The organism is Mycolicibacterium sp. Y3, assembly GCF_051188035.1.
Taxonomy (GTDB): domain Bacteria; phylum Actinomycetota; class Actinomycetes; order Mycobacteriales; family Mycobacteriaceae; genus Mycobacterium; species Mycobacterium fluoranthenivorans.
On sequence record NZ_JAVQLT010000001.1, the window covers coordinates 4,194,567 to 4,218,956 of the forward strand.

The following is a 24,390-nucleotide window of genomic DNA, read 5'->3' on the forward strand; positions in this document are numbered from 1 at the left end:
CGGCATCGAACCCGGGACGGTTCATAGGAGGTCACAATTGGATCGTGCGGTACACAGATCTATTCGAGCACGGGATCGAGGCCCAGAAGGGTCTCGCAGAGCCGCCTGTCGGTCTGTTGCGGCTGGCGACGAATCAGCGCAAAGTGCATACGGGTTTCGTCTTTGAGGTTGTCGACCAGGCCGGCACGTTTCCCAACTACCGGGCAATGAAACTGTCCATGGTGAACGGGTCCCATTGCGCCTGGCACTTCTACGAAGAGAAGGACGTGGCCTATTGCCTACGGACCGCGCTTTACCATCTCAACCGCCTGATAGAGCTGTATGTGAATGTGCGAGCGCGGTTTGAGGAGCACCACAGTTCTGACGCGATTAGCGGTTCAACCACCGAGTTACGCATCTACTACGAGCTAGATGCGTTCCTTGGCGCGGCGAGACGGATCTACGAATCGATCCGCAAAGTGCTCTGGAAGCACTACGCAGCCCCGCGCGGAGACACGGGTCGATGGCGATCGATAAAGTCCGCGCTCACGTCGGACTCCGTGCCCGCCGACTACGCCGCCTCACTGCAACAAAGTTGGAGGGAGCATGGAACCAAACTCACGGACTACCGCGACTGCGTGATGCACTACGACCCATTCGCTGACGGCGGTGGGGGGTGCTACCTGAATCGGTTCGACGGTCGATGGGGGGTGCGAGTCCCCCTACCGACCAACCCAGAGGCTAAGAGCCACGCCAAGTTCGACAACATTCGGGGCGAGGGACCCGATGCCTTGAGCTACTGCTATGGCGTCGCGACGCATCTGACAGATATTTGCGAGGAACTGATGGCGCTACCAGAGGTGGCCAGTCACATGCAGAATCCTCGGCCCATGTCGGTCACAAATTCATCCGCCTCGTAGAAACCGGATGGGACTCCCCCGCCGCCATCCACATCGCGGAGTGGGCGGTGGGCACAGGCCAGCCGGGGGCGCGGCAGGTGTCCGGACCGGACTCCCAAACCCGGTCCGGACATCATGGGAGGACTACACCGAGCCGGTGACGATCGCCGGTTCAACCCAGATACCCACCCCGGTGTCGACGGCTCTCAGGACACGACGGCGTACCAGCTCGCGCACCTTGGCCGGCGTGATGTTCATCCGCCGCGCGCACTCCGAGACCACACATGTCAGTACTCGCGATCATCACCGAACACCGGGGTATGGAGTCAGGTCGATGGCCCGGAATGCCGAGGGGCGCAGCAGGCCCGAGCGCTCTCCTTCCTGACCATGCAGTTCTTCTTTGATCGAGAAAACCCCGTTCGCGAAATAGTCGGATTCGCCGCGTTTCTCATCTGGCTGGCAAGCGGGGCGGTCATGATCGCCGGCCTGGTGGGTGCCCTCATTCGCGTGCTGATCAGATAGATAAACCACTCACACAGATGGCCGCTGAAGCCCAAAAAGGGTGGCCGAGTCGCAATCATCTACCCAGTCAATTATCACCGCAACGAAGTAGAGTTCAGGCCCGTGCTTCGGAACGTGAGTCACTGGCTGAAACGGCGTGTATCTGCTCGTGGGCTGATGGTCGCGGCAGCGGCCGCGGTCGTCGCGGGAGGTGTGGCGCTGGTCCTCCTCCATTCACCCAGCGCCCCTCCGTACGTTCCGAAATCAACGGAGCCGACATCCACCACACTCTCGCCATCGACTACCGAAGCACCCGTGACCACCGTTGAACCCGCCACCACGGTTGCACCGACGACGACCGCACCGCCGGCAACCGAAGAGCCCTGGACATCAGAGGCTCCGTGGACGCCGACCTCCCAGGAGCCAGCGACGACCACCCCGTCGACGACAACCCCGCACCCGACGCAAAGTCGGCACGTCAAGCCCCCGGAAAAGCCCACCTACATGCCCGGGCAGGTGCATTCCTGATCACCGACCAGGGTTCCAGCGCGGCTCAGCGCATTGCAGAGTGAAAACCGGTTGAGTCCGCATGCGTCTTCACGAGAAAATGAGCCCATGACAGATCTCCTCGAGGTGAGCGGCCCCTCGTCGCTGGCTGCGCTGGTGTCTGCCCTCGCCCCCGGCCAACCGCGCCCGTTAGGCCACATTGCAAGCCTGTGGCTCGAGCACCGGACAGTCTTTGCGGTGGCGCATTTCGACGCCCTCGAGTACTGGCCGTTCACCATCAGCGTCCAACCCACCAGCCTCGGCCACGCAGGCGATGTTCGGCGAGAATCGAAACGCCTGAGCCACCGCCTGCGTTCAGCCGGCTGGACCGTGCGACATGCACGCGCCGACGACCGCGCCATCGCCTGAGCTCAGAAGTCGAACGCGCTGACCCGTTTCCCGATGGTCACCAGCTGTGCGCGCCTTCAGTTTCCGCCGCCACCGCAACCTCCGCCACCACCGCATCCACCCCCACCGCACCCGCCGTGACCCCCGCATCCGCCGTGCCCGTGCCCGTGCCCATGCCCATGCCCATTGTCGGACCCGCCCGCGCCACCGGCGCCCCAGAACCCGGCAGCGCCACCGGCCGCACCACGTCCATAACGGGATGTGCTCCGCAGATTGCGGGCCTCACGGCGGTACCGCTCCAACGGCGTCTCCCGAGCCCGTTGGTCGGCACGTCGACGCCGAACCGTCATCACTGCTGCCGCCACACACACCAGCAGCACGACGCTCACCAGAATGACGCCCATGGACGAACGCTACGCGCGGATGTTCCGTCGGCCTACCCGCTGAACGCATGAATTCCGACGGTCTCTAGACCATCGGAAACCTCGAACCGATCGCGTCGGCCAGCCGATTGAGTGTTGCGAGCTCGGCCTCCTTCATCTTGATGGCCCGCTGTAGCCGGCTCACGCCGAACTCGACGCGGTTGAGTTCCCGTTTGGCCAGCGAGGCCCGCTGATGCGCGAGATCCTCGGTGACCGCCGCCCGCAGCTCATCGAGCAAATCCACGTAATACTCGGCCTGGCGCACGTCACCGCGGTGGGCGGCAACCGGCTGCAGGGCATGCGCGGCGGTGTTCAGCATCCGTGCACAGTCTCAGCCCGATATTGCCCAGACGCAGCAATCGATTCACCACGGTGTCACCATTTCTTCACGGCGGCCCGAGGCACCGTGTGAGCACTATCGTGAGACGGTGCGAAAGCGGCGCCCACCCCACCTCGGGCACACCAGTGCGGCGGTGGCCGAGTTGTCCCTGCCCGACGCCGTCTTCAAAACGTGTCCGTGGCAGCCGCGGGAACTGGTCGAGACCGGTCTGCGGCAATGGCTCAGGTGTTGTGGCGCCGCGCTGCGCGACGGCCAGGTGATCGGCATGCCGTCACACGCGGTCGACGAGGCCTGGCACGGGCTCATCCTCTGCACCGCCCGCTACGCGACGTTCTGCGACCGGGCCTACGGCCGCTTCCTGCACCATCACCCGGACGGGGACGCACCCGCCGGCGGCGACTCGATGTCAGAACAACTGCGCCGCACCGTCATTGCGTGGTCGCTGGTCGCCGAACCGGGCGAGCAATGCGTGCTGTGGGACCTGGATCGCCGCGTCGGTGTAGCGCACCCGTGGGGCGTGGACGCCACCCGGGTGCGCGAAATCGAGAGCGCGCTGGCGCGACGCTAACGACGCAATCGGAACGCGTAGACCGCGATGCCCACCCCGATCAGAGCCGTGATGGGACCGATGATCGACCACGTGGTCGTGTTGCTCATCGGACTGCCCTGCAACGCGCCGAAGCCCTGCAGTGCCCACACCGTTCCGAAGAACGCCAGCACCACGCCGATACCGATCACCAGATAACGCACGCCTCCACAGTAGGCCCGAAAAGAGAGGGCCGGGTGCCAGACTGCAGCGATGACAGAACGCATCGAAGTGAGTCGCACCATCGCCGAACCCGCTGCCGCGATCTTCGCGGTGCTGACCGATCCGCAGGGTCACGTGGCGATCGACTCGTCCGGGATGCTGCAGGACGCCGATGGCCCGCGGGTAATGGCGGTCGACGACACCTTCACTGTGCACATGGATCGCGAGTCACTCAACGATTTCCCCTTGGGCCGCTACGACGTCACCGTCCGCATCACCGAATTCGAGCAGGACCGACTGATCGCCTGGACCATTCTGGGCCAGCTCAAACCGCAGATCGGCCATGTCTACGGCTACCGTCTGGAGCCCGGCGCCGACGGCACGGTCGTCACGTCGTTCTACGACTGGTCACAGATCGACCCGAAATGGCGTGAGGCCGGCATCTTTCCGGTGATCTCGGAGAGCGCGCTACGCGCCACCCTGGGGATCCTGGAGCGCGCCGTCCGACGCGGCTACCCGAAATCGTCAACCACCAGTTGACGATCCGCGGGAGTCAACCTACGGTTGACGCATGAGCGACACCACCTCATCCGTCAGCCTCGACACCCTCATCCGCGCCATCAAGTCGGTCCACGGCGACGCCCTCGACCAACTCGCCGACGCCATGCTGGCCGCCGAACACCTCAGCGACGTGGCCGATCACCTCATCGGCCACTTCGTCGATCAGGCCCGGCGCTCCGGCGCCTCCTGGACCGACATCGGCGCCCGGATGGGCGTCACCAAACAGGCCGCACAGAAGCGCTTCGTACCCAAGGGCGACACCATCGACCCCAATGAGGGCTTCGCCCGATTCACCCCGCGGGCCCGCGCTGCCGTCGTCGCCGCCCAGGATGCCGCCCGCGACGCCGGCAACACCGAGATCACCCCCGAGCACCTCATCCTCGGACTGCTCGCCGATGAGGGATCGCTGGGTGTCGCCGCCGTCAAAGCCCAGGGCATCGACACCGCCACGATCCGCGATGCGGTGCAGTTGCCTTCCGACACCGGCGAGAGACTCCATCTGGTCCCGTTCAACGGTCCCGCCAAGAAAGTCCTTGAACTGACCTTCCGCGAGGCACTTCGGCTGGGCCACAACTACATCGGGACCGAGCACCTGCTGTTGGCATTGCTGGAATCCGAAGACGGCACCGGTCCCCTGCACAGCGTCGGCATCGACAAGGTCCGCACCGAGACCGATGTGGTCGCGTTGCTTTCCGCACTACCGGGAATGAATCAGGCCACCACGGAGTAGAAGATGCCATGACACTCAACGACGCGGCACGTGCCCTGATCGGAGCGGGCGCCGACGCCACGCTCGTCACCATCAACCCCGACGGCAGTCCGCAGGTATCGGTGGTCTGGGTGGCCCTTCAGTCCACCGCCGACGGTGACGAACTGGTGGCCGCGCACCTGTCCGACAGCTACAAGAAGGTGCGTAACGTGCGCCGGGAGCCGAACGTCGCGGTGACCATCCTGGGCTCGCCCAAGCCCGGGCAGCAGCGCGAGTACCTGTCGGTGAACGGAACCGCCCGGATCGTCGAGGGCGGGGCGCCGGAACTGCTCAAGGACCTGGCCATCGCGCTGCTGGGCTCCGACGAACACTTCCCCCCGCCCAACGCCCCCGAAGGTTTCCTGACCCGGATCCGCATCGACTCGATCGGCGGCCACGGCCCCTGGGTGGAGTAAAGCTCCGACGGGCGGCAAACCATGTGCCAAGATGCCAGACATGCTTCGGATGATGTCGGTGGTGCTTGCTGGTTTGACGGCGGTGATGGCCGTGGGGCTGGCTCCTGCAGCCCCGGCCGCACCGCCGGCCGCCGCTCCCATCACCCCGATCGGCAATCTGGGTGACACCCTGCACGTGCAGTTCGACGATTTCGCCGCCGACGTCACCGTGCACGACGTCATCCCCACGGATGTGCCGCCGGGCTGGACCTGGAACGGCTCGCCGCGCTGGCGGGCCACCGGCGGACCGTGGAAGGCACCGATCACCGTGCACGTCCTCTCGGCGCCCAACCCGTACAAGCTGGCGATCGCCACCACGTTCAGCGGAGTCACCCCCTACGCCGACGCCTACACCGCCAAGCACACCGACGCACCGGACTCACTGGAGACCGCGCTGCTCAACGCCGCTCCGGGGTCGACCGTCAACGGCGCGATCTACTGGGATGTGTACCGCGGCCTGGTGACCAACGTGGTGATGCTCAATCCGCAGACGGGAACGCACCTGGCGCAGTGGAACATCTGGCAGCCCGGCACCCCGCTACCGTAAGGCGCATGCGCGTCGAGTCGGCCACCCCTGCGGATCTTCCCCAACTGGCCGAGGTTGCCGCGACCACCTTCCCGCTGGCCTGCCCACCCGCGGTGTCCCCCGACAATGTCGCGGCCTTCGTCGCGGACCACCTCGCGGTGCAGCACTTCGCGAAATATCTCGACGACCCCACCCGGGTGGTGCTGGTCGCACGCGATGACACCCGAATCCTGGGCTACGCCATGCTGATTCGGGGCGTACCCGACGATCCCGAGGTGGCCGGCGCGGTCACGCTGCGGCCGGCGGTGGAACTGTCCAAGATGTACGCCCTGCCCGATGTGCACGGCGCCGGGGTCTCCACGGCGCTGATGGTCGAGGTGCTGGCCCGCAGCGCGGCGCTCGGGGCAGCGTGCGTGTGGCTGGGCGTCAACCAGGAAAACCAACGGGCCCAACGCTTCTACGCCAAGTCGGGATTCACCGTCAGCGGCACCAAGACGTTCCGGCTGGGCGGCCACGTCGAGAACGACTACGTGATGGTGCGCCCGCTGTAACGATTCCCGGGTCGCTGCGCTCCTGCCCTCCGCAACATTCCCGGGTCGCTGCGCTCCTGCCCTCCGCTACGAAACCTGGGCGGCCGCGGTCAGCGCCAGCAGGCGCGACGTGGCACGCAGATACTTCTTGCGGAACCCACCGGCCAGCATCTCCTCGCTGAAGATGGTGTCCAGCTTGGTGCCCGACGCCAGAATCGGCACGCCCGCGTCGTAGAGCCGGTCGGTCAGCGCCACCAACCGCAGCGCCACACTCTGATCGGTGATCGGGTGCACCCCGGTGATGAACACCTCGTCGACCCCGTCGATCAAGGCGTGATACCGGGACGGGTGCATGGTCGCCAGGTGGGCACACAGCGCGTCGAAATCGTCCAGCGTCGCCCCCGACACCCCGACCGCCCGGGCGCGCACATCCTCGTCGGACAGCGGTTCCGGAGCGGGCGGCAGCCCGCGGTGCCGGTAATCCGGGCCCTCGACCCGCACAGTGGTGAAGATCGAGGCCAGCGTGTTGATCTCGCGCAGGAAATCCTGCGCGGCGAACCGGCCCTCACCGAGTTGCTCGGGCAGCGTGTTGGAGGTGGCCGCGATCGACACCCCGCGCTCCACCAGAGCCGAGAGCAACCGGGAGATCAGCGTGGTGTTGCCCGGGTCGTCGAGTTCGAACTCGTCGATACACACCACCACGTACTCGGCGAGCAGATCGATGCACTCGGTGAAACCGAACACCCCGGCCAACTGGGTCAGCTCGCCGAAGGTGGCGAACGCCGTCGGCGCCACCTCGGCGTTCGACAGCGCGTAGTAGGTGGAGGCCAGCAGGTGCGTCTTGCCGACACCGAACCCACCGTCGAGGTAGACCCCGACGCCGGGTAGCACCTCCCGTTTGCCGAACAGCTTCTTCTTGCCCGCGCGCCGCTCCAGCGCCTGCTCGGTAAACGTGCGGCACTTGACCACCGCGGCGGCCTGCGACGGCTCGGCCGGATCTGGACGGTAGGTGTCGAAACTGACATCGGCGAACGTCGGCGGCGGTACCAACCGTGCGACCAGCTGTTCCGGTGTGACCTTGGGATGCCGATCCACCAGAGCTTCGACGCCTGCGCCGCTTTGCATGTCGTGCACCCTATCGACGTGCTGCAATGATCCCCATGTCGGATGCCGCTGCTGGGACGGAACTCACAACACTGCAACCCGCCGACGGCGCCACCGACGGCGGGCTGGCCAGGCAGTATGCCTACCCCTCGCCCGATTCTAGGGCCCTGAGCACCTGCTGGGTTCGGGCCAACTTCGTCACCAGCCTGGACGGCGCGGCCACCACCGGCGGACGCTCGGGCGGGCTCGGGGGCGCCGGGGACCGGGCACTGTTCGGACTGATGCGCGAACTCGCCGATGTCGTGGTGGTCGGTGCCGGGACGGTCCGCACCGAGAACTATTCGGGCGCACAGCTGGGCGCCGGCGAGCGTGCCGCGCGCCAAGACCGTGGCCAGGCCGAGGTGCCACCCATCGCGATCGTCACCCGGTCGGCGCAGCTGAACCACGACCTGCTCGTGTTCACCCACACCGAGATCCCACCGCTCGTGCTGACCTCGCATAACGCGGCCATCGACGCCCGAACCCGGCTGTCCGGGCTGGCCGCGGTGCACGACTGTTCGGCCGGTGACCCCGATGAGGTGGACCCGCACGCCATGGTCGCCACCCTGGCCGGGCTCGGGTTGACCCGGGTGCTCACCGAGGGTGGTCCCAGCCTGCTCGGCACCTTCATCGCCGCCGACCTGCTCGACGAGCTGTGTCTGACCATCGCGCCATTCGTCGTCGGCGGTAAAGCCAAACGGGTCACCGACAGCCCGGTCGAGGCGCTGCACCGGATGCAGCGCCGGCATGTGCTCACCGATTCGGAGGGCTACCTCTACACGCGCTACAGCCGTGCGGCGCACGAGTCCTCTGCGTGACCATCGCTACTGTGGTCGGCATGCGTCATCTGGTTCGGGCCGCGAGTATCTCGGCTGCGGTGTTGCTGCTGACATCGTGTGCCCCGTTGCTGGCCGCAAACCCGCGCTATGCCACCGACTCCGGCGCCGGCCCACAGGGCCAGCCCGCAACCACCAGCACGGTCGCCGGGCCGCCACCGATCGCCGCGCCCAAGAACGATCAGGCTCTGCAGTGGCGGGATTGCACGACTCAGACGTTCACCGCCGCGTCGACCGCCCCGGTACCCGGGGTCAAACTGGACTGCGCCACCTTCAACGCCGATCTGGACCCGATCAGCGGCGCCAACGGCAGCATCGACATCGGCGTGGTCCGGGCCAGCACGGCCGACACCCCCGCCGACGCCGGCCCGCTGGTGATGACCACCGGTAGCGACCTGCCGTCGTCCAGTCAGCTGCCGGTCTGGCTGACCCGCGGCGGCACCGATGTGCTCAAGACACATCCCGTCGTCGCCATCGACCGCCGCGGTATCGGCCTGTCGGCGGCCATCAACTGCCGCGACGGCTTCGACCGCCAGGAGATGATCGACCAGGCCCAGTTCGAGTCCGGTGACGACCCGGTGGCCAACCTGAGCGCCATCGCCCAGACCGCCACCACCAGCTGCACCGACACCATCGCCCCCGGCGACTCCGCCTACGACAACGCACACGCCGCCGAGGACATCGAGCGGCTGCGCAGCACCTGGGACGCCGACACCATCGCACTGCTGGGCGTCGGCAACGGCGCGCAGGTGGCGCTCGCCTACGCCGGATCCCATCCGAACAAGGTGTCCCGCCTGGTCCTGGATTCACCGCTGCCGCTGGCGATCAACGCCGAAGCCACCGCCGAGCAGAAGGTGAAGGGCCAGCAGGCCGCACTGGATGCGTTCGCCGCCCAATGCGCCGCCGTGAACTGCCCGCTCGGCCCGGATCCGAAGGGGGCCATCGACGCGATCCTGTCCTCCGCCCGAGCCGGCAACGGTCCCGGCGGTGCCTCGGTCGCCGCCGTCTCCGACGCGATCAGCACCGCGCTGGCCTTTCCGCGCGGCGACCGCGTCGCGGCCACCAATGCGCTTGCGGGGGCACTCGCCTCGGCCCGCGGCGGCGACGCAACTGCACTGAACACTCTGATCAGCCAGGCCGACGCCACGCGTCAGACCGATGGTCAGTTCGTCAACGGCTGCAGCGACGCGCTCAACCGGCCCACCCCCGACCGGGTCCGGGAACTCGTCGTCGCCTGGCCGAAGTTGTACCCGCAGTTCGGTTCTGTCGGCGCGCTGCGCATGGTCAACTGCCTGAGCTGGCCGAGCGGCACCGCACCGAAGGACCCCAAGGATCTCAAGATCCCGGTGCTGCTGCTCGGCGTGCAGAACGATCCGATCATCGGCAATGAAGGGGTGGCCGCGGTGGCCGCCACCATGATCAACGCCGGCGCCACCAGCAAGCGGGTGATCTGGCAGGGCATCGGCCATGGCGCCAGCATCTACTCACCGTGTGCCCTCGCGCCGGTGCTGGGCTATCTGGACAGTGGGAAGCTGCCGGGCAACGACACGTTCTGCCCCGCCTGAACGGAGCCCGCCACACTCCGGTGTACGGTGCGCTGGTGGCGCCAACCGATACCATCCTGAGCGTCTTTCGACCTCGCACGTCCGCTCCCACCACCGCCAATGTGGTGCGGTCCGCGCTGTGGCCGATCGCCATCATGTCGATCATCCACCGCAGTTACGTGCTCACCACCAACGGCTACATCACCGACGACTTCGGTGCGGTGTACCGGGCGGTCTCGAATTTCCGCCGGCACTGGGACATCTACAACGAGCACTTCAACTACGTCGACCCGCACTACCTGTACCCCCCGGGCGGCACCCTGCTGTTGGCCCCGTTCGGGTTCCTGCCGGAGTTCGCGTCGCGCTTCTGGTTCGTCGCGTTCAACTCGATCGCGATCATCATCGCGTGCGGCATCCTGGTACGGCTGTTCAAGTTCTCGCTGACCTCGGTGGCATTTCCCGCCCTGTTGCTGGCCGTGTACTGCACCGAATCGGTGACCAACACCTTGGTTTTCACCAATATCAACGGCTGCCTGCTGCTGGCCGAGGTGCTGTTCTTCTACTGGTTGCTGTCCGGCAAGGTGGGCCATCAGTGGTGGGCGGGTGCGGCCATCGGACTGACGCTGGTACTCAAACCCCTACTGGCCGTGCTGTTGTTGCTGCCGCTGCTCAACCGGCAATGGCGTGCCCTGGTGACAGCCTTCGCGGTGCCGCTGGTGTTCAACGCAGTCGCCTGGCCCCTGTCCGCCGACCCGATGGGTTTCCTCCGCAACACCGTCCCGTACATCCTGTCCACCCGGGACTACTTCAATTCGTCGATCCTGGGCAACGGCATCTACTACGGGCTGCCGATGTGGCTGATCCTGTTGTTGCGGGTGATCGCGCTGGTGTTGGCCGCGGCCAGCCTGTGGCTGCTGTACCGGTACTACCGGGTGCGCGATCCACTGTTCTGGATGCTGACCTCCTCCGGTGTCCTGCTGATCACCTCGTGGCTGGTGCTGTCCCTGGCGCAGGGCTACTACTCGATGATGTTGTTCCCGTTCCTGATGACGGTGGTGCTGCCGAACTCGGTGGTGCGCAACTGGCCGGCCTGGCTCGGTGTGTACGGGTTCCTCACGATGGACCGCTGGCTGATGTGGCGCTGGCCGACCACCGGACGGTTCCTGGAGTACATGAAGATCACCTACGGCTGGTCACTGCTGCTGGTGGTGGTGTTCTGCGTGCTGTATTACCGCTACCTGGACGCCAAGGCCGAAGGCCGGCTGGATTCCGGTATCGATCCACCCTGGATGACGGAAGACCGGCCACGCGCTAGCGTGGCGTCATGACCGAGCCGAAGATCCAGCTCACCGACGACGAGTGGCGCGAGAAGCTCAGCGCGGCCGAGTTCGCGGTGCTCCGCCGTGCCGGCACCGAGCGGCCGTTCACCGGCGAGTACACCGACACCAAGACCCCCGGTGTCTACGAGTGCCGGGCCTGCGGGGCAGAACTGTTCCGCAGCACCGAGAAGTTCGAATCCCATTGCGGCTGGCCGTCTTTCTTCGACCCGAAAGACTCCGAGGCGGTGATCCTGCGCAGGGACGACACCTTGGGGATGACACGCGTCGAGGTGCTGTGCGCCAACTGCCACAGCCACCTGGGCCATGTCTTCGAGGGCGAGGGCTACCCGACCCCCACCGATCAGCGGTACTGCATCAACTCGATATCACTGCGCCTCGTGCCCGCCGGCGCGCAGTGAGCAGTTCCAGCATCGCGGCGGCCGAAAGCGGCTCGCTGTAGAAGTACCCCTGCGCGTAGCGGCAGCCGTATTCGTGAAGCAGCGCAACGGTTTCGGCGTTCTCTATCCCCTCCGCGACCGTTGTCATGCCCAGTTCGTGCGCCAGCGCGACGACCGTGCGCACGATCACCCCGGCCCGCCGATCACCGCGCACTGCGCTGACGAAATCGCGGTCCAGTTTGATCTCGTCGATCGGGAGATCGCGCAGGTAGGCCAGCGTCGAATAGCCACTGCCGAAGTCGTCGAGGGCCACCCGCACACCGGACCCGCGCAGCGTCTCGATCACCGCGCGGGTCCGGTCGACGTTGTCCAGCAACAGATCCTCGGTGACCTCGACCGTGAGCGTCTCGCACGCCAGGCCACGCTCGTCGAGTGCCCGCACGATGCGGTCGGACATGGTCAGATCGGCCAGCGATGGCGCGAACAGGTTCACCGCAATTGGCACCGTGAACCCGTGATCGCGCCACAGCGCCGCTTGATCCAGGGCTTGGGTCACCACCAGTTCGGTCACCGAACGTATCAACCCGTGCTCACGGACCAGGGCCAGGAACTCGTCCGGTGCGAGCAGCCCGCGCGAGGGGTGCGGCCAGCGCAGCAGTGCCTCGACACCGACGATGGATTCGTCGCGCAGGTCGAACTTCGGTTGATACATCAGGATGAGATCGTCGTTGTCGATCGCCGAGCGCAACTCGCCGAGCATCTGCAGGGTCGCGGCACCGTCCACGGGAGTCCGGGTCGCCGACCACCCCTCCGCACGCTGCATCTCCGCCGAGAACACCCGCACCTCGCGCGCTCGGGCCCGCTTCGCCGAGTACATCGCCACGTCGGCACGCTCCATCAGTGCCTCCGCGGACAGTTCCGGACCCTCAGGCGCCGCGATGGCCAGACCCGCGCTGGGCCGCAGCGGTAGGTAGTGGCCCTCTATGGCGAACGGGTCGCCGAAACCGGCCGCGATGCGCTGCGCGACCTGGATGGACTGCTCGGCATCACCTTCGAGCAGTACGGCGAATTCGTCACCGCCCAGCCGGGCGACCGTATCGCTGCTGCGTGCGGCACCCACGATGCGTTCGGCGACGCTGGTCAGCAGGATATCGCCGGTCGGATGGCCCAGACCGTCGTTGACGAGCTTGAAATCGTCGAGGTCGAGCGACAACACCGCGACCGGCTGCTTGTCACGACGGTGCAGCAACAACGCGTGAGTCAACCGGTCCTGGAACAGGGCCCGGTTGGCCAGCCCGGTCAGCGGGTCGCGCATGGCCTGCGCCTCGGCATTTGCCAGCAGCCGGCGGTTCTCCCCCACCACGATGACCTGCCGGAACACCACGGCACTCACCAACAGGACGAAGGCCACCAGCGCCGGCGCCAGCTCCGGTACCCACACCACATTGGCCACGCCGATCACCATCGCGACGGCCAACGGCACATACGGCACCCACAGTGCAGCGGCTGTCGGCGCGCTCGCCCCGTCGACATGGGAGCGCGGAAGGTGCGACGACAGCAGTGCGCCGACCCCGATCAGCAGCAGCCCCCATGCCCAGCCGAGATCGACGACGCTGACCGTGCGGTAGTCGTCGTGGGAGATCAGATACGCCCAGCCGCAGTCGGCCAGGGCCATCAGCACGACACCAGCGGTCAACAGCACCAGCGGGGCACGGTTGCCGGGCCGGGCGCGCGCAAGCACCAGCAGTGCCACCGTCACCACCACCAGATCGGTGAGCGGATAGGCCAGCGACAGCCCGACTTCGAATGTCGTTGCCCCGCCGTTCGCGAACATCTGCCGCACCACGGCGAACCAGGCGACGACGAAAAGTGAGCCCGCGACGATCACGCCGTCCAGGACGAGGCGGGTATAGGTGTACCCCGACGCACCCACGGGCAGGACCAGCAGCCCGGCACATACGAAGACCGGAAACATGAGGTAGCCGGCGTCGGCGAGGGAAGGAAACGGCGCGGTCCCCAACCACCATTCGTAGTAGGCCCATACGGCCGACCCCACGGTCCAGCCGAACAGTCCGATCGTGATGAAAATCCACGCCAGCCGTTGCCGACCGAGAGCACGCCACGCGGTGTAACCGGCGCAGCTCGTCGCAAATCCGGACACCGCCACGAAACCGAGATCATCGGCCGCCGACACCACGTCGGGTCCGCCCCAGCCCGCCATCAGCCATGCACACCACGCGGCGGTGGTGACCGTCGCCGCACTCGCTACCCATGCGAACCGTGGCATCGGACGTGAGGCTAGCAAAATTGTGGTCGCCAGCGCCCGAGGTTGGGCGTGGGATCAGGGCAGACGGGCCAGCAGATCCTCGACCGCCACCCGGGGGCCGGTGAAGAACGGGGTTTCCTCCCGGACATGGCGACGGGCGTCGGTGTAGCGCAGCTTCCACATCAGCTCGACGATGCGCCCCAGATCCGGGCCTTCGAAGGCCAGGATCCACTCGTAGTCGCCGAGCGCGAACGCGGGCACCGTGTTGGCCCGCACATCCGGGTACTCCCGGCCCGCCATCCCGTGCTCGACGAGCATCTTGCGGCGCTCGTCGTCGGGCAGCAGGTACCACTCCAGGGACCGCACGAACGGGTAGACGCAGACGTAATCGCCCGGGTCTTCGCCCGCGATGAAGGCCGGGACGTGGCTCTTGTTGAACTCGGCCGGGCGGTGCAGCGCGACCACGCTCCAGACCGGATCACTGGCCTGTCCCAGGGTGGTGCGCCGGAAGTCCCGGTAGGTGGTCTGCAGGTCCTCGACCCGCTCGGCATGGGTCCAGATCATGAAATCGGCGTCGGCGCGGAAGCCGGCGACGTCGTAGAGCCCGCGCACCACGACACCCCGCTCCTCCTGCTGTTTGAGGAACGTCGCGGTCTCATCGACGAGCGCGGACCGGTCCGCGTCCAGCGAGTCGGGCTGCACGGCGAAAACCGAGATCATCATGTATCGGGTCATCGAGTTGAGCGCGTCGTAATCGAGCTTGGCCATGGGGCTATCGTGCCACGCCGGGGCCCGCCAGTTTCCCGGCCGCCCGGGTGGCGGCAGCGACACACGCGGGCACCCCGATCCCGTCCAGGTAGGCGCCCGCGACCGCCAGTGTCGGCGGCAGCCCGGCCCGTACTTCGGCCACCAGATCGGCGTGTCCCGGACCGTACTGCGGCATCGCGTCGATCCACCGCTGCACCCGGCAGTCAACCGGGTCGGCGACGATCCCGAAGAGCCGGTCCAGGTCCTCCAGGGACCAGCTCAGCAGTCGGTCGTCGCCCACGCTGCGGGCCAGCTGATCACCGTAGCGGCCGAACGACAGCCGCACCAGTTCGATATTGCCGCGCCGTCCCCACTTCTGCGAGGTGAGCGTGATCGCCTTGGTGTGCAAGGCTTCTCCGCCGGCGACCAGCACACCGGACTGTGGGGGCAGCGGGGTGCCGCCGGGCAGGGCCAGGGCGACCACGGCCGACGAGGCCACCGTCACCCGCCGTGCCGCCGCGGCGCTGCGCGGCGCGACGTGCTCGATCAGTCTGCTCAGCCGCGGCGCCGGTACCGCAAGCACCACCGCGTCCGCACTCCAGTGGCCGCCTTCGTCGTCCACCAGATCCCAGCCGCGCGCCGACCGCATCACCCGTTCGATGCCGACCTGTACCCAGCGCACACCGGCCCGCCGGGCCAGTTCGTCGACCAGCAATCCGTAGCCGCCCGCGATGGCGCCGAACAACGCGCCGTCCCGCGGCGGCGGCAAGGCATCGCGCACCGCGTCGCTGAGGTTGCGGGCGCCCCGATCCAGTGCGGCGGCCAGGGTGGGAACCGCCGAGCGGATCCCGATGGTCTCGGCCGAGCCGGCGTACACCCCGGTGAGCAGCGGCTCCACCGAACGCGTCACCACCTGCTCGCCGAATCGGTCCCCGATCAGCTCGGCGACGGACGGATCCGCGCCGGTACGCCAGTGCAACGGCCGCCCGGGTTCGGCCTCGATACGCGCCACCGTCGCGTCGTCGACCAGACCCGCCACCGACGCGGCCTGCGCCGGGATGCCCTGCAAGGTTCCGGTGGGGACCGGGTGCAACCGGCCCTGGGTGAACAGCAGCGGCCGCGCCCCGGTGCTGGCGACCTGCCGGCCGGCCAGGCCGAGTTCGTCGAGTAGCGCGGGCACCTCGGGCCGCCGCGCGATGAACGCCTCGGCGCCCAGGTCCACCGGCACACCGCCGACCTGTTCGGTGCGCAACACCCCGCCGAGGCGGTCGGCCGGGTCGAACAGGGTGATCGACGCATCCGGCCCGGCGGCAACGCGCAGTCGATACGCGGCGGTCAAGCCCGAAATGCCGCCGCCGACAACGCAGTACGCCGATTTCACAATGAATGCACCAGCTCCACCAGATCGGTCACCACCCCGGGCTCGGTGGCCGGCAGCACGCCGTGACCGAGATTGAAGATATGCCCACCCGCGCCGGCCTCCTGGGCGCGGCGGCCGTCGGCCACGACGGCGCGTGCCGCACGTTCCACCACCGGCCAGCCCGCGAGCAGCACGACCGGATCCAGGTTGCCCTGCAGGACGGTGCCCGGTCGCACCCGCGTCGCGGCGTCGGCCAGCGAGGTCCGCCAGTCCACGCCGACCACGGTGGCCCCGGCCTCGCCCATGGCGCCGAGCAGTTCGGCCGTTCCCACCCCGAAGTGCGTCATCGGCACGCCTTCGCCCTTGAGCGCGTCGAACACCCGTGAGCTGTGCGGCAGCACCGAGGCCCGGTAATCGGCCAGCGACAAGGTGCCCGCCCAGGAGTCGAACACCTGGATGGCGTCCACGCCGGCGGCGAGCTGCGCGGTCAGGAAGGCGATGGTCAGGTCGGTGAGCGCCGTCATCAGCGCATGCCAGGTGTCCGGGTCACCGAGCATCATGGCCTTGGTCTTCTCGTGGTTGCGGCTGGGCCCGCCCTCCACCAGATAAGACGCCAGGGTGAACGGGGCGCCCGCGAAACCGATCAGCGGCACCTCGCCCAGGGCGGACACCAACAGCTTGACCGCGTCGGAGACGGGCGCGACCTGGTGCGGCTCAAGGGGTTTCAAGGCGTCGACGTCGGCGCGGGTGCGTATCGGGTGATCGATGACCGGACCGACGTCGGGCACGATGTCCAGCCCGACGCCGGCGGCTCGCAGTGGCACCACGATGTCGGAGAACAGGATGGCCGCGTCGACGCCGTGGCGTCGCACCGGCTGCAGGGTGATCTCGGCAACCAACTCCGGGTCGAAACACGCATCGAGCATCTTGTGGTGGGCGCGCAACTCCCGGTACTCGGGCAGCGAACGACCCGCCTGGCGCATGAACCACACGGGTATACGCGAGGGCGTACGTCCGGCGGCAGCGGCGAGAAAAGGAGACTCGGGCAGGTCACGGCGGGTATTCATCGACCCCCATGTTAGCCGCGGGGGTCTGCACCGGACTCTGGCGTGCCTCGACGCAGAAATCCGGCGCGCCTGCGCACCCCCGGGGCCGGTTGGGTCTAGCGTGATTTGGTGTGACGTCCGCCGAACCGGCCCAGTTCCGTACCGCGGTCGCAGCAATGAATGCTGCGACGGTGCGGCCGGAAATCGAGCTGGGCCCGATCAGGCCGCCGCAACGGCTGGCCCCCTTCAGCTACGCGCTGGGCGCCGAGGTTCGCCACCCTGAGACGACGATCGTCCCCGAGCGTTCCGAGGGTGACGCCTTCGGCAGGCTGATCCTGCTGCACGATCCCGAGGGCGCCGAGGCCTGGGACGGCACCATGCGCCTGGTCGCCTATATCCAGGCCGACCTGGACTCCACCGAGGCCGTCGATCCGCTGTTGCCCGAAGTGGCCTGGAGCTGGCTGGTGGACGCCCTGGAGTCGCACGCCGAGGCCGTCACCGCGCTGGGTGGCACCGTCACCGCCACCACGTCGGTGCGCTACGGCGACATCTCCGGCCCGCCGCGGGCCCACCAGCTGGAGCTGCGCGCGTCGTGGACTGCCACCAACCTCGAGCTCGGTCCACATGTGCAGGCGTTCTGTGAGGTTCTCGAGCATGCGGCCGGCCTTCCGCCGGCGGGAGTCACCAGCCTGGGCTCCCGCACCCGCGCCTGATGACCGAGACCGACCCCGAGCCTGACGGCGCAGTCGCTGACAGCGTCGAGCCAGAGGCGATTCCCCTCCTGGCCCCCGCCGAGGGCGTGCCACCGCTGTCGATCTATCCGAGCGATATCGCCCGTGCTGCCGAACGGCTGGCCGGCGGTACCGGCCCGTTCGCCATCGACGCCGAACGGGCGTCGGGTTTCCGCTACTCCAACCGGGCATACCTGGTGCAGATCCGGCGCGCCGGAGCCGGCACCGTGCTGATCGATCCGGTCAACCACGGCGGGGACCCCCTGCACGTGATGGCACCGGTCGCCCAGGTACTCGGCACCGACGAGTGGATACTGCACGCCGCCGATCAGGATCTGCCGTGCCTGGCCGAGCTCGGGATGACGCCACCACGGCTGTACGACACCGAACTGGGCGGCCGGCTAGCCGGCTTCGAGCGGGTGAACCTTGCCGAGGAAGTCCGTCGGCTACTGGGGCTGGGCCTGGTGAAGGGGCACGGCGCGGCCGACTGGTCCAAACGGCCACTCCCCCAGGAATGGCTGAACTACGCCGCACTGGACGTCGAGGTGCTGGTGGAACTGCGCCACGCAGTCGCCGCGGTGCTTGAGGAACAGGGCAAATCCGACTGGGCTGCACAGGAATTCGAGTACCTGCGCAATGTCGAGTCGACGCCGACCCGGCGGGACCGGTGGCGCCGCACCTCCGGTATCCACAAGGTCCGCAACCCGCGGGCCCTGGCCGCGGTGCGGGAATTGTGGACCACGCGCGATCACATCGCCGCTCGCCGGGATATCGCGCCCGGCCGGATCCTGCCCGACTCGGCGATCATCAGCGCCGCCACCGCCGATCCGGACACCATCGAAAAGCTCACCGCACTACCGATTTTCGGCGGAAGTCGACAGCGGCGCAGTGCACAGGTCTGGCTGGATGCGCTGGCCCGGGCCCGTCAGGATCCCGATCCGCCGACCGGCACCGAACCCGTCAACGGCCCGCCGCCGACGTCGCGGTGGTCGCGGCGCAAGCCCGAGGCCGCCGAGCGGTTGGAGAAGGCGCGCGCCGGACTGGCCGAACTGTCCCAACGGGTTTCGGTTCCCGCCGAGAACCTGTTGACTCCGGACACGCTGCGCCGGTTGTGCTGGGACTGGCAGCCGGTCCCCGACGTGGCAACCGCCGTCGACGAGTTCCTGGCCCAGGCCGGGGCACGACCATGGCAGCGCGAACTCACCGGGCCGGCGCTGACGGCAGCGCTCACCATCGACGTGAGCTGAGCGCGCGGGACTGTCGCTCAGTCGACCTGTTCGCTGACGTGGTCGCCCACCGGGCTGCCCAGCGCCGCCACCCAGCCGGTGATCTGCCGGGCGAGATGCTGATCGGTGAGTCCGATCTCGGTGAGGATCTCTGAACGCGACGCGTGCTCCAGGAACTCCTGCGGAACCCCGACATCGCGACATGGAACGTCGATCTCGTTGCGGCGCAACGCAGCCGAGATCAGCGAACCGATCCCGCCGTTGACGCCGTTGTCCTCCAGGGTGACCACGAGTTTGTGCGCGGAGGCCAGCGCGTGCAGCGCTTTGGGAACCGGGATCACCCAGCGCGGGTCCACGACCGTGACACCGATGCCCTGCCGCTGCAGACGCTCGGCGACGGCGAGTCCCATCACCGCGAACGAACCGACCGCGACGAGCAGCACGTCGGTGGACAGACCGTCGGCCGGTACCGCCAGCACGTCGACCCCGGCGCGCCGCTCCAGCGCCGGAATGTCTTCGCCCACTGCGCCTTTGGGGAATCTGATGGCGGTCGGGCCGTCCTTGACGTCCAGCGCCTCGCCGAACTCCTCGCGCAGTCGGGCCGCGTCACGCGGCGCGGCGACCCGGATACCGGGCACGATGCCCAGCATCGAGAGGTCCCACATGCCGTTGTGGCTGGCACCGTCGTTGCCCGTGACACCGGCGCGGTCGAGCACCATGGTGACCGGCAGCTTGTGCAGCGCGACGTCCATCATCAACTGGTCGAACGCCCGGTTCAGGAATGTCGAGTAGATGGCCACCACCGGGTGCATACCACCCATCGCCAGCCCGGCCGCCGATGTCATCGCGTGCTGTTCGGCGATCCCGACGTCGAAGAAGCGGTCCGGGTACTCCTGGCGGAACGCGCTCAGCCCCGTCGGGCCCGGCATGGCCGCGGTGATCGCGACGATATCGCGGCGCCGGGCGGCCTTCTTGATGAGCTCGTCGGAGAACACCGCCGTCCAGCCGGGCGCCGCCACCGACGTGGGCCGACCGGTGTGCGGATCGATGACGCCGGTGGCGTGCATCTGTTCGGCTTCGTCGTTCTCGGCGTGCGAATACCCGTTGCCCTTGCGGGTGACGACATGCACGATCACCGGGGCGTTGAACCCGCGCGCGCTGCGCAGCGCCGCCTCGACCGCACGCTCGTCATGCCCGTCGATCGGGCCGACGTACTTCACGCCGAGGTCGGTGAACATCACCTGCGGCGACAGCGCATCCTTGATACCCGCCTTGACGCTGTGCATGCACTGGTAGCAGAGCTCGCCGATCAACGGCACACCGCGCACGGTGTCGCGGCCCTTCTCCAGCAGTTTCTCGTAGCCCGGCTGCAGCCGCAGGGTGGCCAGGTGGTCGGCGAGCCCACCGATGGTCGGCGCGTAGCTGCGTCCGTTGTCGTTGACGACGATCACGATGGGCCGGTTGGCAGCGGCGATGTTGTTGAGCGCCTCCCAGCACATACCGCCGGTGAGGGCGCCGTCGCCGACGACCGCGACCACGTGGCGATTGCGGTGGCCGGACAGCTCGAAGGCCTTGGCCAGCCCGTCGGCGTAGGACAGTGCGGTGCTGGCGTGGCTGGATTCGACCCAGTCGTGCTCACTCTCGGCGCGGGACGGGTAGCCCGACAGGCCACCCTTCATCCGCAGATTCACGAAGTCCGCGCAACGTCCGGTGAGCATCTTGTGCACGTAGGCCTGATGGCCGGTGTCAAAGATGATGGGATCGTGCGGGGAGTCGAAGACCCGGTGCAGCGCAAGGGTCAGTTCGACCACGCCCAGGTTCGGGCCGAGATGACCGCCGGTTGCAGCAACCTTGTGAATCAGGAATTCACGGATTTCACCGGCCAGGTCGTCGAGCTGCGACTGGGAAAGGTGCTGCAGATCTGCGGGGCCGCGGATCTGTTCAAGCATCCCGCCAGTTTACGCACGCAACACGTGTCAGTCCCGTCGAGCCTGATAGATGTCGGGCACGCCATCGTGGTCCGCATCGGTGGTTTCCAGCACATGGATCCGCCGGTATGCGGCGTTGCGGCTGGCCAGCACGACGGCCGCCAACGCCCCGGCCAGCACAGATCCGGACAGCACCGCGATCTTCACATCGACATCGGCCAAGCTGCCGTCTTCGAAGGCCAGCTCACCGATGAGCAGCGACACGGTGAACCCAATCCCCGCCAGTAGCGCGACGCCGAGCACATCACGCCAGGCCAGCTCGTCGTCGAGGCTCGCCTTGGTGAATCGGGCCAACAACCATGTGGTGCCGAACACACCTATCGGCTTACCCACCACCAAACCCGCGATGACACCGAGCGTCACAGGATGCGTCAGGGCATCGGCGAAGCCGTGAAATCCGCCGACGGTGACACCTGCGGCGAAGAACGCGAACACCGGCACCGCCACCCCCGCCGACAGCGGCCTGATCGTGTGCTCGATTGTCTCGGCCGCGGCGTGGCGGCCCAGTGCAGGCACCGTGAACCCGAGCAGCACGCCGGCCACCGTCGCGTGCACACCACTGGCGTGCACCAGCGCCCACGCCGTCACGGCGAGCGGGACGAGCAGTGCCGGATGCCGGATGCCTTTTTGCACGGCCAGCCCGAAGAGCGCAATGGGTATCAAGGCTGCGAGCAGCGGCCCGGGCGCCAGGTGGTCGGTGTAGAAGGCGGCGATCACGGTGATCGCCAGAAGATCGTCGACGACGGCCAAGGTGAGCAGGAAGGTTCGCAGGGCTGTCGGCAGGTGGGTGGATAGCACCGCCAGCACCGCGAGTGCGAACGCGATGTCGGTGGCGATGGGCACCGCCCAGCCGCCGAGGTTCTCCCGGTGATGCGCGTTGACGGCGAGGAAAATGCCGGCCGGAACGATCATGCCGCCGATGGCGGCCGCGATGGGCAGAGCGGCGCGGGCGGGGTCGCGGAGGTCGCCGGCCACGAACTCCCGTTTGAGCTCCACCCCCACGACGAAGAAGAAGATGGCCAGCAGGCCGTCGGCCGCCCACGCGCTGACGGACAGATTCAGATGGAGCTTCTCTGGGCCGAGGACGAAGTCCGACAGTTCTTTGTAGTTCGCCGCCCATGGCGAGTTGGCCCAGATGAGCGCCGCTCCCGCCGCGATGAGCAGCAGGACGCCACCGACGGTTTCGCTGCGCAGGGTTTCGGTGAGCCGCTTGGTCTCCGGCCAGGAGCTGCGGGTGAACAGTCGGCGCGTGATCATCTCGTTCCTCGGTCAGCAGTCAGCGACGCCGACCAGACTTCCCGGCACACCCGCGCCCAAGGCTATCGTGCGCACCTCCAGCTCGCCGTGTCTCGACCGCAAGCGACGACGCGCGTCAGCCGCTCCGACCACTTTTTAGTCAACCATGCGCCCGGGCCGCTTCTCGAAAATGGTGCGCAAGCCGCCGCAATCGACGCCATAGACTCAGACGAGCCTTGTTCACGGTCCGGGGGTGTTCTGACCATGCTCGTTGATCCCGACGTCCTTCGCGCCCTTGCACAGCAGGTCGCGTCTGCATCTGGAGCTATCACCGGCACGAAGATCGGTTCAGAGTGCGTGTGCGGCGCCGACTCACTACCCGGCTCGACCACCCAATGGGCCACTCGCGCCGTGGGAGAACATCTTGCAAAGACTGCGGATCAACTTGCCGGCGACGTTTCCAAGTTGGGCACAGCCGTCCGAGGTGCTGCTGACAGCTTCGAAGTCGAGGACGAATCCTTGGCCGGCTCCTTCGACGGGCTGTTCTAGCTCGTGCTCCCTTCCCGACCAACCCTGAAGAGCTGGAACCCGGATGCTCTCGCCGGGTCCGCGTCGTCGATAAGAGCCGGTGGTACCTCTGTCGCGAGCGCTGTCCTGGGTATCGACACGGCGTGTCAACGCATGCCAGAAACAAAGGCCTGGTCGGGGCGATCCCACGCCGCTGCCGCGGCCATGTTTCAGCGCGCGAACATCACCGCAACGAGGTTCGCGGGCTACACCAACGCGGTATCGACGGCTTTGACCGAAGGAGCCGCGACCATCGGTCCCGCCCGATCCGCTTTGCTCAACAAAGCCGAACAAGTGGACAGCGGCGAGCTCACCGTCACCGACCAATGGGTGGTCCTCATCGATCCTGTCCGGATGTCCGCCGACAAGTTCGCTCAGCTTCAGGCGCTGGCAGCGCAGGAGCAGGCAGCAATCAACGGCATGCTCGGTGCAGTCGGCGACGCCGATGACGCGACGGCGAACGCATTGATCGCCGCTGGCCATGAATTCGGGTTCGTCGAACCTGGACCGATGACTTCTGACCTTGGTTCATTGCTGGTGCCACCGTTACAGAGACCGGGTGATCAGGTCCCGAACCCGCACACCACCGTCGGAATGCTTGGCCAAGAGGCAATCCGGGCAGGTGACCAGTCGGTGTCGATACGCGAGGTTGCCGAGTCGGTGAACCAACACGGGGAGGAAGTCACCGCCGTCACCATGCAAGATGGCAGCAAGCAGGTCATCACTAAGCGCAACTGGATCGACTTTCCCACCAAGCAGAACTTCATCACGGTCGAACAATTCGACAAGAACGGAAACGAAGTTTCCGAGTCGAGTTCGTGGCACGACCTCGGGTCGGACTGTGATTACACGTCAATCACTTGGCCGGATGGTTCGAACTTCACCATGTCCAGGGACCCGACTGGACTCAGGTCCGCGGGGTTCACCACACCTTCCGGCAGACATCAGGCAGTTCCCGTGGACCTCATCGACGATATTTCTCAGTACACAGGTGGCGCAATCTCGGGTCTCGAGAAGCACATCGTGAATGGTGGCGGGCTGCCGATGCTCACCGCGGAATCCATTGAAGATGTCCATAGGGCAACCAAGTTCGGCGGTCCCGCTCTCAGCGTCGCGACGACCGTGTTCGACATGGCAATGGCAGATTCAGGCCAGGAAGCCTGCATCGCAGCAGTTTCGGGAGCAGGAGGATTTGCCGGCGGGTGGGGAGGCGTCGAATTGGGTGCCTTCATCGGGGCCTACACCGGCCCCGCCGCCCCGATCGCGATACCAGCCCTCGCCGTCATCGGCGGAATTGCCGGGGGTTTCGGCGCGGCCGATCTCGGAAAGTTCGTCGGAGGTGTCATTTGTCCGTACTAGGACTTCACGAACCAGCGGAGT

The 24,390-nt window shown here is 67.2% G+C and carries 28 protein-coding genes; 17 read left to right on the forward strand and 11 right to left on the reverse strand.

The window, feature by feature from the left end; all coding sequences use genetic code 11:
• Positions 1 to 44 precede the first annotated feature (44 nt).
• Positions 45 to 899: a hypothetical protein gene (locus QN239_RS20420; RefSeq protein WP_499013052.1), complete on the forward strand. Its 855-nt coding sequence runs from the start codon at positions 45 to 47 to the stop codon at positions 897 to 899.
• Positions 900 to 1,181: 282 nt separating this feature from the next.
• Here the strand turns inward: QN239_RS20420 and QN239_RS20425 are convergent, their stop codons facing one another.
• Positions 1,182 to 1,409, reverse strand: a complete 228-nt coding sequence (locus QN239_RS20425; RefSeq protein ID WP_499013053.1) for a hypothetical protein — start codon at positions 1,407 to 1,409, stop codon at positions 1,182 to 1,184.
• A gap of 285 nt (positions 1,410 to 1,694) precedes the next feature.
• Between QN239_RS20425 and QN239_RS20430 the strand changes: the two genes are divergently transcribed.
• Positions 1,695 to 1,907 (forward strand): hypothetical protein, encoded by a 213-nt coding sequence (locus tag QN239_RS20430; RefSeq protein ID WP_499013055.1) that lies wholly within the window; start codon positions 1,695 to 1,697, stop codon positions 1,905 to 1,907.
• 87 nt (positions 1,908 to 1,994) lie between these two features.
• Positions 1,995 to 2,294 (forward strand): hypothetical protein, encoded by a 300-nt coding sequence (locus tag QN239_RS20435; RefSeq protein ID WP_499013056.1) that lies wholly within the window; start codon positions 1,995 to 1,997, stop codon positions 2,292 to 2,294.
• A 37-nt stretch (positions 2,295 to 2,331) separates the two neighbouring features.
• Here QN239_RS20435 and QN239_RS20440 read toward each other — a convergent pair whose 3' ends face one another.
• Both QN239_RS20440 and QN239_RS20445 read right to left on the reverse strand, forming a co-directional pair.
• Complete coding sequence (locus QN239_RS20440) at positions 2,332 to 2,559, reverse strand: hypothetical protein (protein WP_499013058.1); 228 nt, start codon at positions 2,557 to 2,559, stop codon at positions 2,332 to 2,334.
• Between the two features lie 182 nt (positions 2,560 to 2,741).
• Positions 2,742 to 3,014, reverse strand: coding sequence for a hypothetical protein (locus tag QN239_RS20445; RefSeq protein ID WP_499013059.1), 273 nt, complete (start codon positions 3,012 to 3,014; stop codon positions 2,742 to 2,744).
• A 109-nt stretch (positions 3,015 to 3,123) separates the two neighbouring features.
• On the opposite strand from QN239_RS20445, the gene QN239_RS20450 reads away from it, so the two are divergent.
• Positions 3,124 to 3,603: a UCP032817 domain-containing protein gene (locus tag QN239_RS20450; protein ID WP_499013061.1), complete on the forward strand. Its 480-nt coding sequence runs from the start codon at positions 3,124 to 3,126 to the stop codon at positions 3,601 to 3,603.
• Here the strand turns inward: QN239_RS20450 and QN239_RS20455 are convergent.
• The gene (locus QN239_RS20455) at positions 3,600 to 3,785 is read right to left on the reverse strand and encodes a hypothetical protein (protein ID WP_167158898.1); all 186 of its coding nucleotides are present in this window, start codon (positions 3,783 to 3,785) and stop codon (positions 3,600 to 3,602) included. The genes QN239_RS20450 and QN239_RS20455 overlap by 4 nt on opposite strands.
• A gap of 49 nt (positions 3,786 to 3,834) precedes the next feature.
• On the opposite strand from QN239_RS20455, the gene QN239_RS20460 reads away from it, so the two are divergent.
• Genes QN239_RS20460 through QN239_RS20480 form a run of 5 tightly spaced genes read left to right on the forward strand, consistent with a single transcriptional unit; the run spans position 3,835 to position 6,624 of the window.
• A complete protein-coding gene (locus QN239_RS20460) occupies positions 3,835 to 4,323 on the forward strand; it encodes an SRPBCC family protein (RefSeq protein ID WP_499013062.1) in 489 nt (162 codons plus the stop codon).
• A 31-nt stretch (positions 4,324 to 4,354) separates the two neighbouring features.
• Positions 4,355 to 5,074, forward strand: coding sequence for a Clp protease N-terminal domain-containing protein (locus QN239_RS20465; protein ID WP_499013063.1), 720 nt, complete (start codon positions 4,355 to 4,357; stop codon positions 5,072 to 5,074).
• Positions 5,075 to 5,082: 8 nt separating this feature from the next.
• The gene (locus QN239_RS20470) at positions 5,083 to 5,508 is read left to right on the forward strand and encodes a PPOX class F420-dependent oxidoreductase (protein ID WP_499013065.1); all 426 of its coding nucleotides are present in this window, start codon (positions 5,083 to 5,085) and stop codon (positions 5,506 to 5,508) included.
• Between the two features lie 31 nt (positions 5,509 to 5,539).
• The gene (locus tag QN239_RS20475) at positions 5,540 to 6,094 is read left to right on the forward strand and encodes a hypothetical protein (RefSeq protein WP_499013067.1); all 555 of its coding nucleotides are present in this window, start codon (positions 5,540 to 5,542) and stop codon (positions 6,092 to 6,094) included.
• 5 nt (positions 6,095 to 6,099) lie between these two features.
• A complete protein-coding gene (locus QN239_RS20480; RefSeq protein WP_499013069.1) occupies positions 6,100 to 6,624 on the forward strand; it encodes a GNAT family N-acetyltransferase in 525 nt (174 codons plus the stop codon).
• A gap of 66 nt (positions 6,625 to 6,690) precedes the next feature.
• Here QN239_RS20480 and zapE read toward each other — a convergent pair whose 3' ends face one another.
• Positions 6,691 to 7,728, reverse strand: coding sequence for a cell division protein ZapE (gene zapE / locus QN239_RS20485; protein ID WP_090357215.1), 1,038 nt, complete (start codon positions 7,726 to 7,728; stop codon positions 6,691 to 6,693).
• Positions 7,729 to 7,763: 35 nt separating this feature from the next.
• On the opposite strand from zapE, the gene QN239_RS20490 reads away from it, so the two are divergent.
• The 4 genes from QN239_RS20490 to msrB are packed head-to-tail and all read left to right on the forward strand — an operon-like array spanning position 7,764 to position 11,864.
• Positions 7,764 to 8,564, forward strand: coding sequence for a pyrimidine reductase family protein (locus QN239_RS20490; RefSeq protein WP_499013070.1), 801 nt, complete (start codon positions 7,764 to 7,766; stop codon positions 8,562 to 8,564).
• Between the two features lie 20 nt (positions 8,565 to 8,584).
• Positions 8,585 to 10,147 carry an alpha/beta hydrolase gene (locus tag QN239_RS20495; protein ID WP_499013072.1) on the forward strand — a complete coding sequence of 521 codons (1,563 nt, stop codon included), beginning with the start codon at positions 8,585 to 8,587 and terminating at the stop codon, positions 10,145 to 10,147.
• Between the two features lie 20 nt (positions 10,148 to 10,167).
• Complete coding sequence (gene aftC / locus QN239_RS20500; RefSeq protein WP_187099087.1) at positions 10,168 to 11,454, forward strand: arabinofuranan 3-O-arabinosyltransferase; 1,287 nt, start codon at positions 10,168 to 10,170, stop codon at positions 11,452 to 11,454.
• Entirely contained in the window at positions 11,451 to 11,864 is a 414-nt protein-coding gene (gene msrB / locus QN239_RS20505) for a peptide-methionine (R)-S-oxide reductase MsrB (protein WP_090356430.1), read from the forward strand. The genes aftC and msrB overlap by 4 nt, the downstream gene beginning before the upstream one ends.
• Here the strand turns inward: msrB and QN239_RS20510 are convergent.
• The 4 genes from QN239_RS20510 to hemE are packed head-to-tail and all read right to left on the reverse strand — an operon-like array spanning position 11,821 to position 17,283.
• A complete protein-coding gene (locus QN239_RS20510; protein WP_499013074.1) occupies positions 11,821 to 14,130 on the reverse strand; it encodes a putative bifunctional diguanylate cyclase/phosphodiesterase in 2,310 nt (769 codons plus the stop codon). The genes msrB and QN239_RS20510 overlap by 44 nt on opposite strands.
• Positions 14,131 to 14,184: 54 nt before the next feature.
• Positions 14,185 to 14,877, reverse strand: coding sequence for a hydrogen peroxide-dependent heme synthase (gene hemQ, locus QN239_RS20515; protein ID WP_499013075.1), 693 nt, complete (start codon positions 14,875 to 14,877; stop codon positions 14,185 to 14,187).
• A 4-nt stretch (positions 14,878 to 14,881) separates the two neighbouring features.
• Complete coding sequence (locus QN239_RS20520) at positions 14,882 to 16,237, reverse strand: protoporphyrinogen oxidase (RefSeq protein ID WP_499013077.1); 1,356 nt, start codon at positions 16,235 to 16,237, stop codon at positions 14,882 to 14,884.
• Positions 16,234 to 17,283: a uroporphyrinogen decarboxylase gene (hemE, locus tag QN239_RS20525; protein WP_499013078.1), complete on the reverse strand. Its 1,050-nt coding sequence runs from the start codon at positions 17,281 to 17,283 to the stop codon at positions 16,234 to 16,236. Before hemE ends, QN239_RS20520 begins: the two co-directional genes overlap by 4 nt.
• A gap of 110 nt (positions 17,284 to 17,393) precedes the next feature.
• On the opposite strand from hemE, the gene QN239_RS20530 reads away from it, so the two are divergent.
• Both QN239_RS20530 and QN239_RS20535 read left to right on the forward strand, forming a co-directional pair.
• Entirely contained in the window at positions 17,394 to 17,975 is a 582-nt protein-coding gene (locus QN239_RS20530; protein ID WP_090356439.1) for a DUF3000 domain-containing protein, read from the forward strand.
• Positions 17,975 to 19,240 (forward strand): HRDC domain-containing protein, encoded by a 1,266-nt coding sequence (locus tag QN239_RS20535; RefSeq protein WP_499013080.1) that lies wholly within the window; start codon positions 17,975 to 17,977, stop codon positions 19,238 to 19,240. Before QN239_RS20530 ends, QN239_RS20535 begins: the two co-directional genes overlap by 1 nt.
• 17 nt (positions 19,241 to 19,257) lie before the next feature.
• Here QN239_RS20535 and dxs read toward each other — a convergent pair whose 3' ends face one another.
• A complete protein-coding gene (gene dxs / locus QN239_RS20540) occupies positions 19,258 to 21,168 on the reverse strand; it encodes a 1-deoxy-D-xylulose-5-phosphate synthase (RefSeq protein ID WP_499013082.1) in 1,911 nt (636 codons plus the stop codon).
• A 27-nt stretch (positions 21,169 to 21,195) separates the two neighbouring features.
• Positions 21,196 to 22,464 (reverse strand): Na+/H+ antiporter NhaA, encoded by a 1,269-nt coding sequence (gene nhaA / locus QN239_RS20545; protein ID WP_499013083.1) that lies wholly within the window; start codon positions 22,462 to 22,464, stop codon positions 21,196 to 21,198.
• A 243-nt stretch (positions 22,465 to 22,707) separates the two neighbouring features.
• On the opposite strand from nhaA, the gene QN239_RS20550 reads away from it, so the two are divergent.
• Both QN239_RS20550 and QN239_RS20555 read left to right on the forward strand, forming a co-directional pair.
• Positions 22,708 to 22,992 (forward strand): type VII secretion target, encoded by a 285-nt coding sequence (locus QN239_RS20550; protein ID WP_499013085.1) that lies wholly within the window; start codon positions 22,708 to 22,710, stop codon positions 22,990 to 22,992.
• 132 nt (positions 22,993 to 23,124) lie between these two features.
• The gene (locus QN239_RS20555; RefSeq protein WP_499013086.1) at positions 23,125 to 24,369 is read left to right on the forward strand and encodes a hypothetical protein; all 1,245 of its coding nucleotides are present in this window, start codon (positions 23,125 to 23,127) and stop codon (positions 24,367 to 24,369) included.
• Positions 24,370 to 24,390: the final 21 nt, after the last annotated feature.

What these genes read in the sequence shown, in the direction of transcription:
- nhaA (WP_499013083.1), bottom strand. Translation starts at nt 22,464, where the DNA reads ATGATCACGCGCCGACTGTTCACCCGCAGCTCCTGGCCGGAGACCAAG.
- QN239_RS20495 (WP_499013072.1), top strand. Translation starts at nt 8,585, where the DNA reads ATGCGTCATCTGGTTCGGGCCGCGAGTATCTCGGCTGCGGTGTTGCTG.
- QN239_RS20460 (WP_499013062.1), top strand. Translation starts at nt 3,835, where the DNA reads ATGACAGAACGCATCGAAGTGAGTCGCACCATCGCCGAACCCGCTGCC.
- QN239_RS20465 (WP_499013063.1), top strand. Translation starts at nt 4,355, where the DNA reads ATGAGCGACACCACCTCATCCGTCAGCCTCGACACCCTCATCCGCGCC.
- QN239_RS20535 (WP_499013080.1), top strand. Translation starts at nt 17,975, where the DNA reads ATGACCGAGACCGACCCCGAGCCTGACGGCGCAGTCGCTGACAGCGTC.
- msrB (WP_090356430.1), top strand. Translation starts at nt 11,451, where the DNA reads ATGACCGAGCCGAAGATCCAGCTCACCGACGACGAGTGGCGCGAGAAG.
- QN239_RS20510 (WP_499013074.1), bottom strand. Translation starts at nt 14,130, where the DNA reads ATGCCACGGTTCGCATGGGTAGCGAGTGCGGCGACGGTCACCACCGCC.
- QN239_RS20480 (WP_499013069.1), top strand. Translation starts at nt 6,100, where the DNA reads ATGCGCGTCGAGTCGGCCACCCCTGCGGATCTTCCCCAACTGGCCGAG.
- zapE (WP_090357215.1), bottom strand. Translation starts at nt 7,728, where the DNA reads ATGCAAAGCGGCGCAGGCGTCGAAGCTCTGGTGGATCGGCATCCCAAG.
- QN239_RS20490 (WP_499013070.1), top strand. Translation starts at nt 7,764, where the DNA reads ATGTCGGATGCCGCTGCTGGGACGGAACTCACAACACTGCAACCCGCC.
- QN239_RS20550 (WP_499013085.1), top strand. Translation starts at nt 22,708, where the DNA reads ATGCTCGTTGATCCCGACGTCCTTCGCGCCCTTGCACAGCAGGTCGCG.
- QN239_RS20470 (WP_499013065.1), top strand. Translation starts at nt 5,083, where the DNA reads ATGACACTCAACGACGCGGCACGTGCCCTGATCGGAGCGGGCGCCGAC.
- QN239_RS20475 (WP_499013067.1), top strand. Translation starts at nt 5,540, where the DNA reads ATGCCAGACATGCTTCGGATGATGTCGGTGGTGCTTGCTGGTTTGACG.
- QN239_RS20435 (WP_499013056.1), top strand. Translation starts at nt 1,995, where the DNA reads ATGACAGATCTCCTCGAGGTGAGCGGCCCCTCGTCGCTGGCTGCGCTG.
- hemE (WP_499013078.1), bottom strand. Translation starts at nt 17,283, where the DNA reads ATGAATACCCGCCGTGACCTGCCCGAGTCTCCTTTTCTCGCCGCTGCC.
- dxs (WP_499013082.1), bottom strand. Translation starts at nt 21,168, where the DNA reads ATGCTTGAACAGATCCGCGGCCCCGCAGATCTGCAGCACCTTTCCCAG.
- hemQ (WP_499013075.1), bottom strand. Translation starts at nt 14,877, where the DNA reads ATGGCCAAGCTCGATTACGACGCGCTCAACTCGATGACCCGATACATG.
- QN239_RS20445 (WP_499013059.1), bottom strand. Translation starts at nt 3,014, where the DNA reads ATGCTGAACACCGCCGCGCATGCCCTGCAGCCGGTTGCCGCCCACCGC.
- QN239_RS20555 (WP_499013086.1), top strand. Translation starts at nt 23,125, where the DNA reads ATGCCAGAAACAAAGGCCTGGTCGGGGCGATCCCACGCCGCTGCCGCG.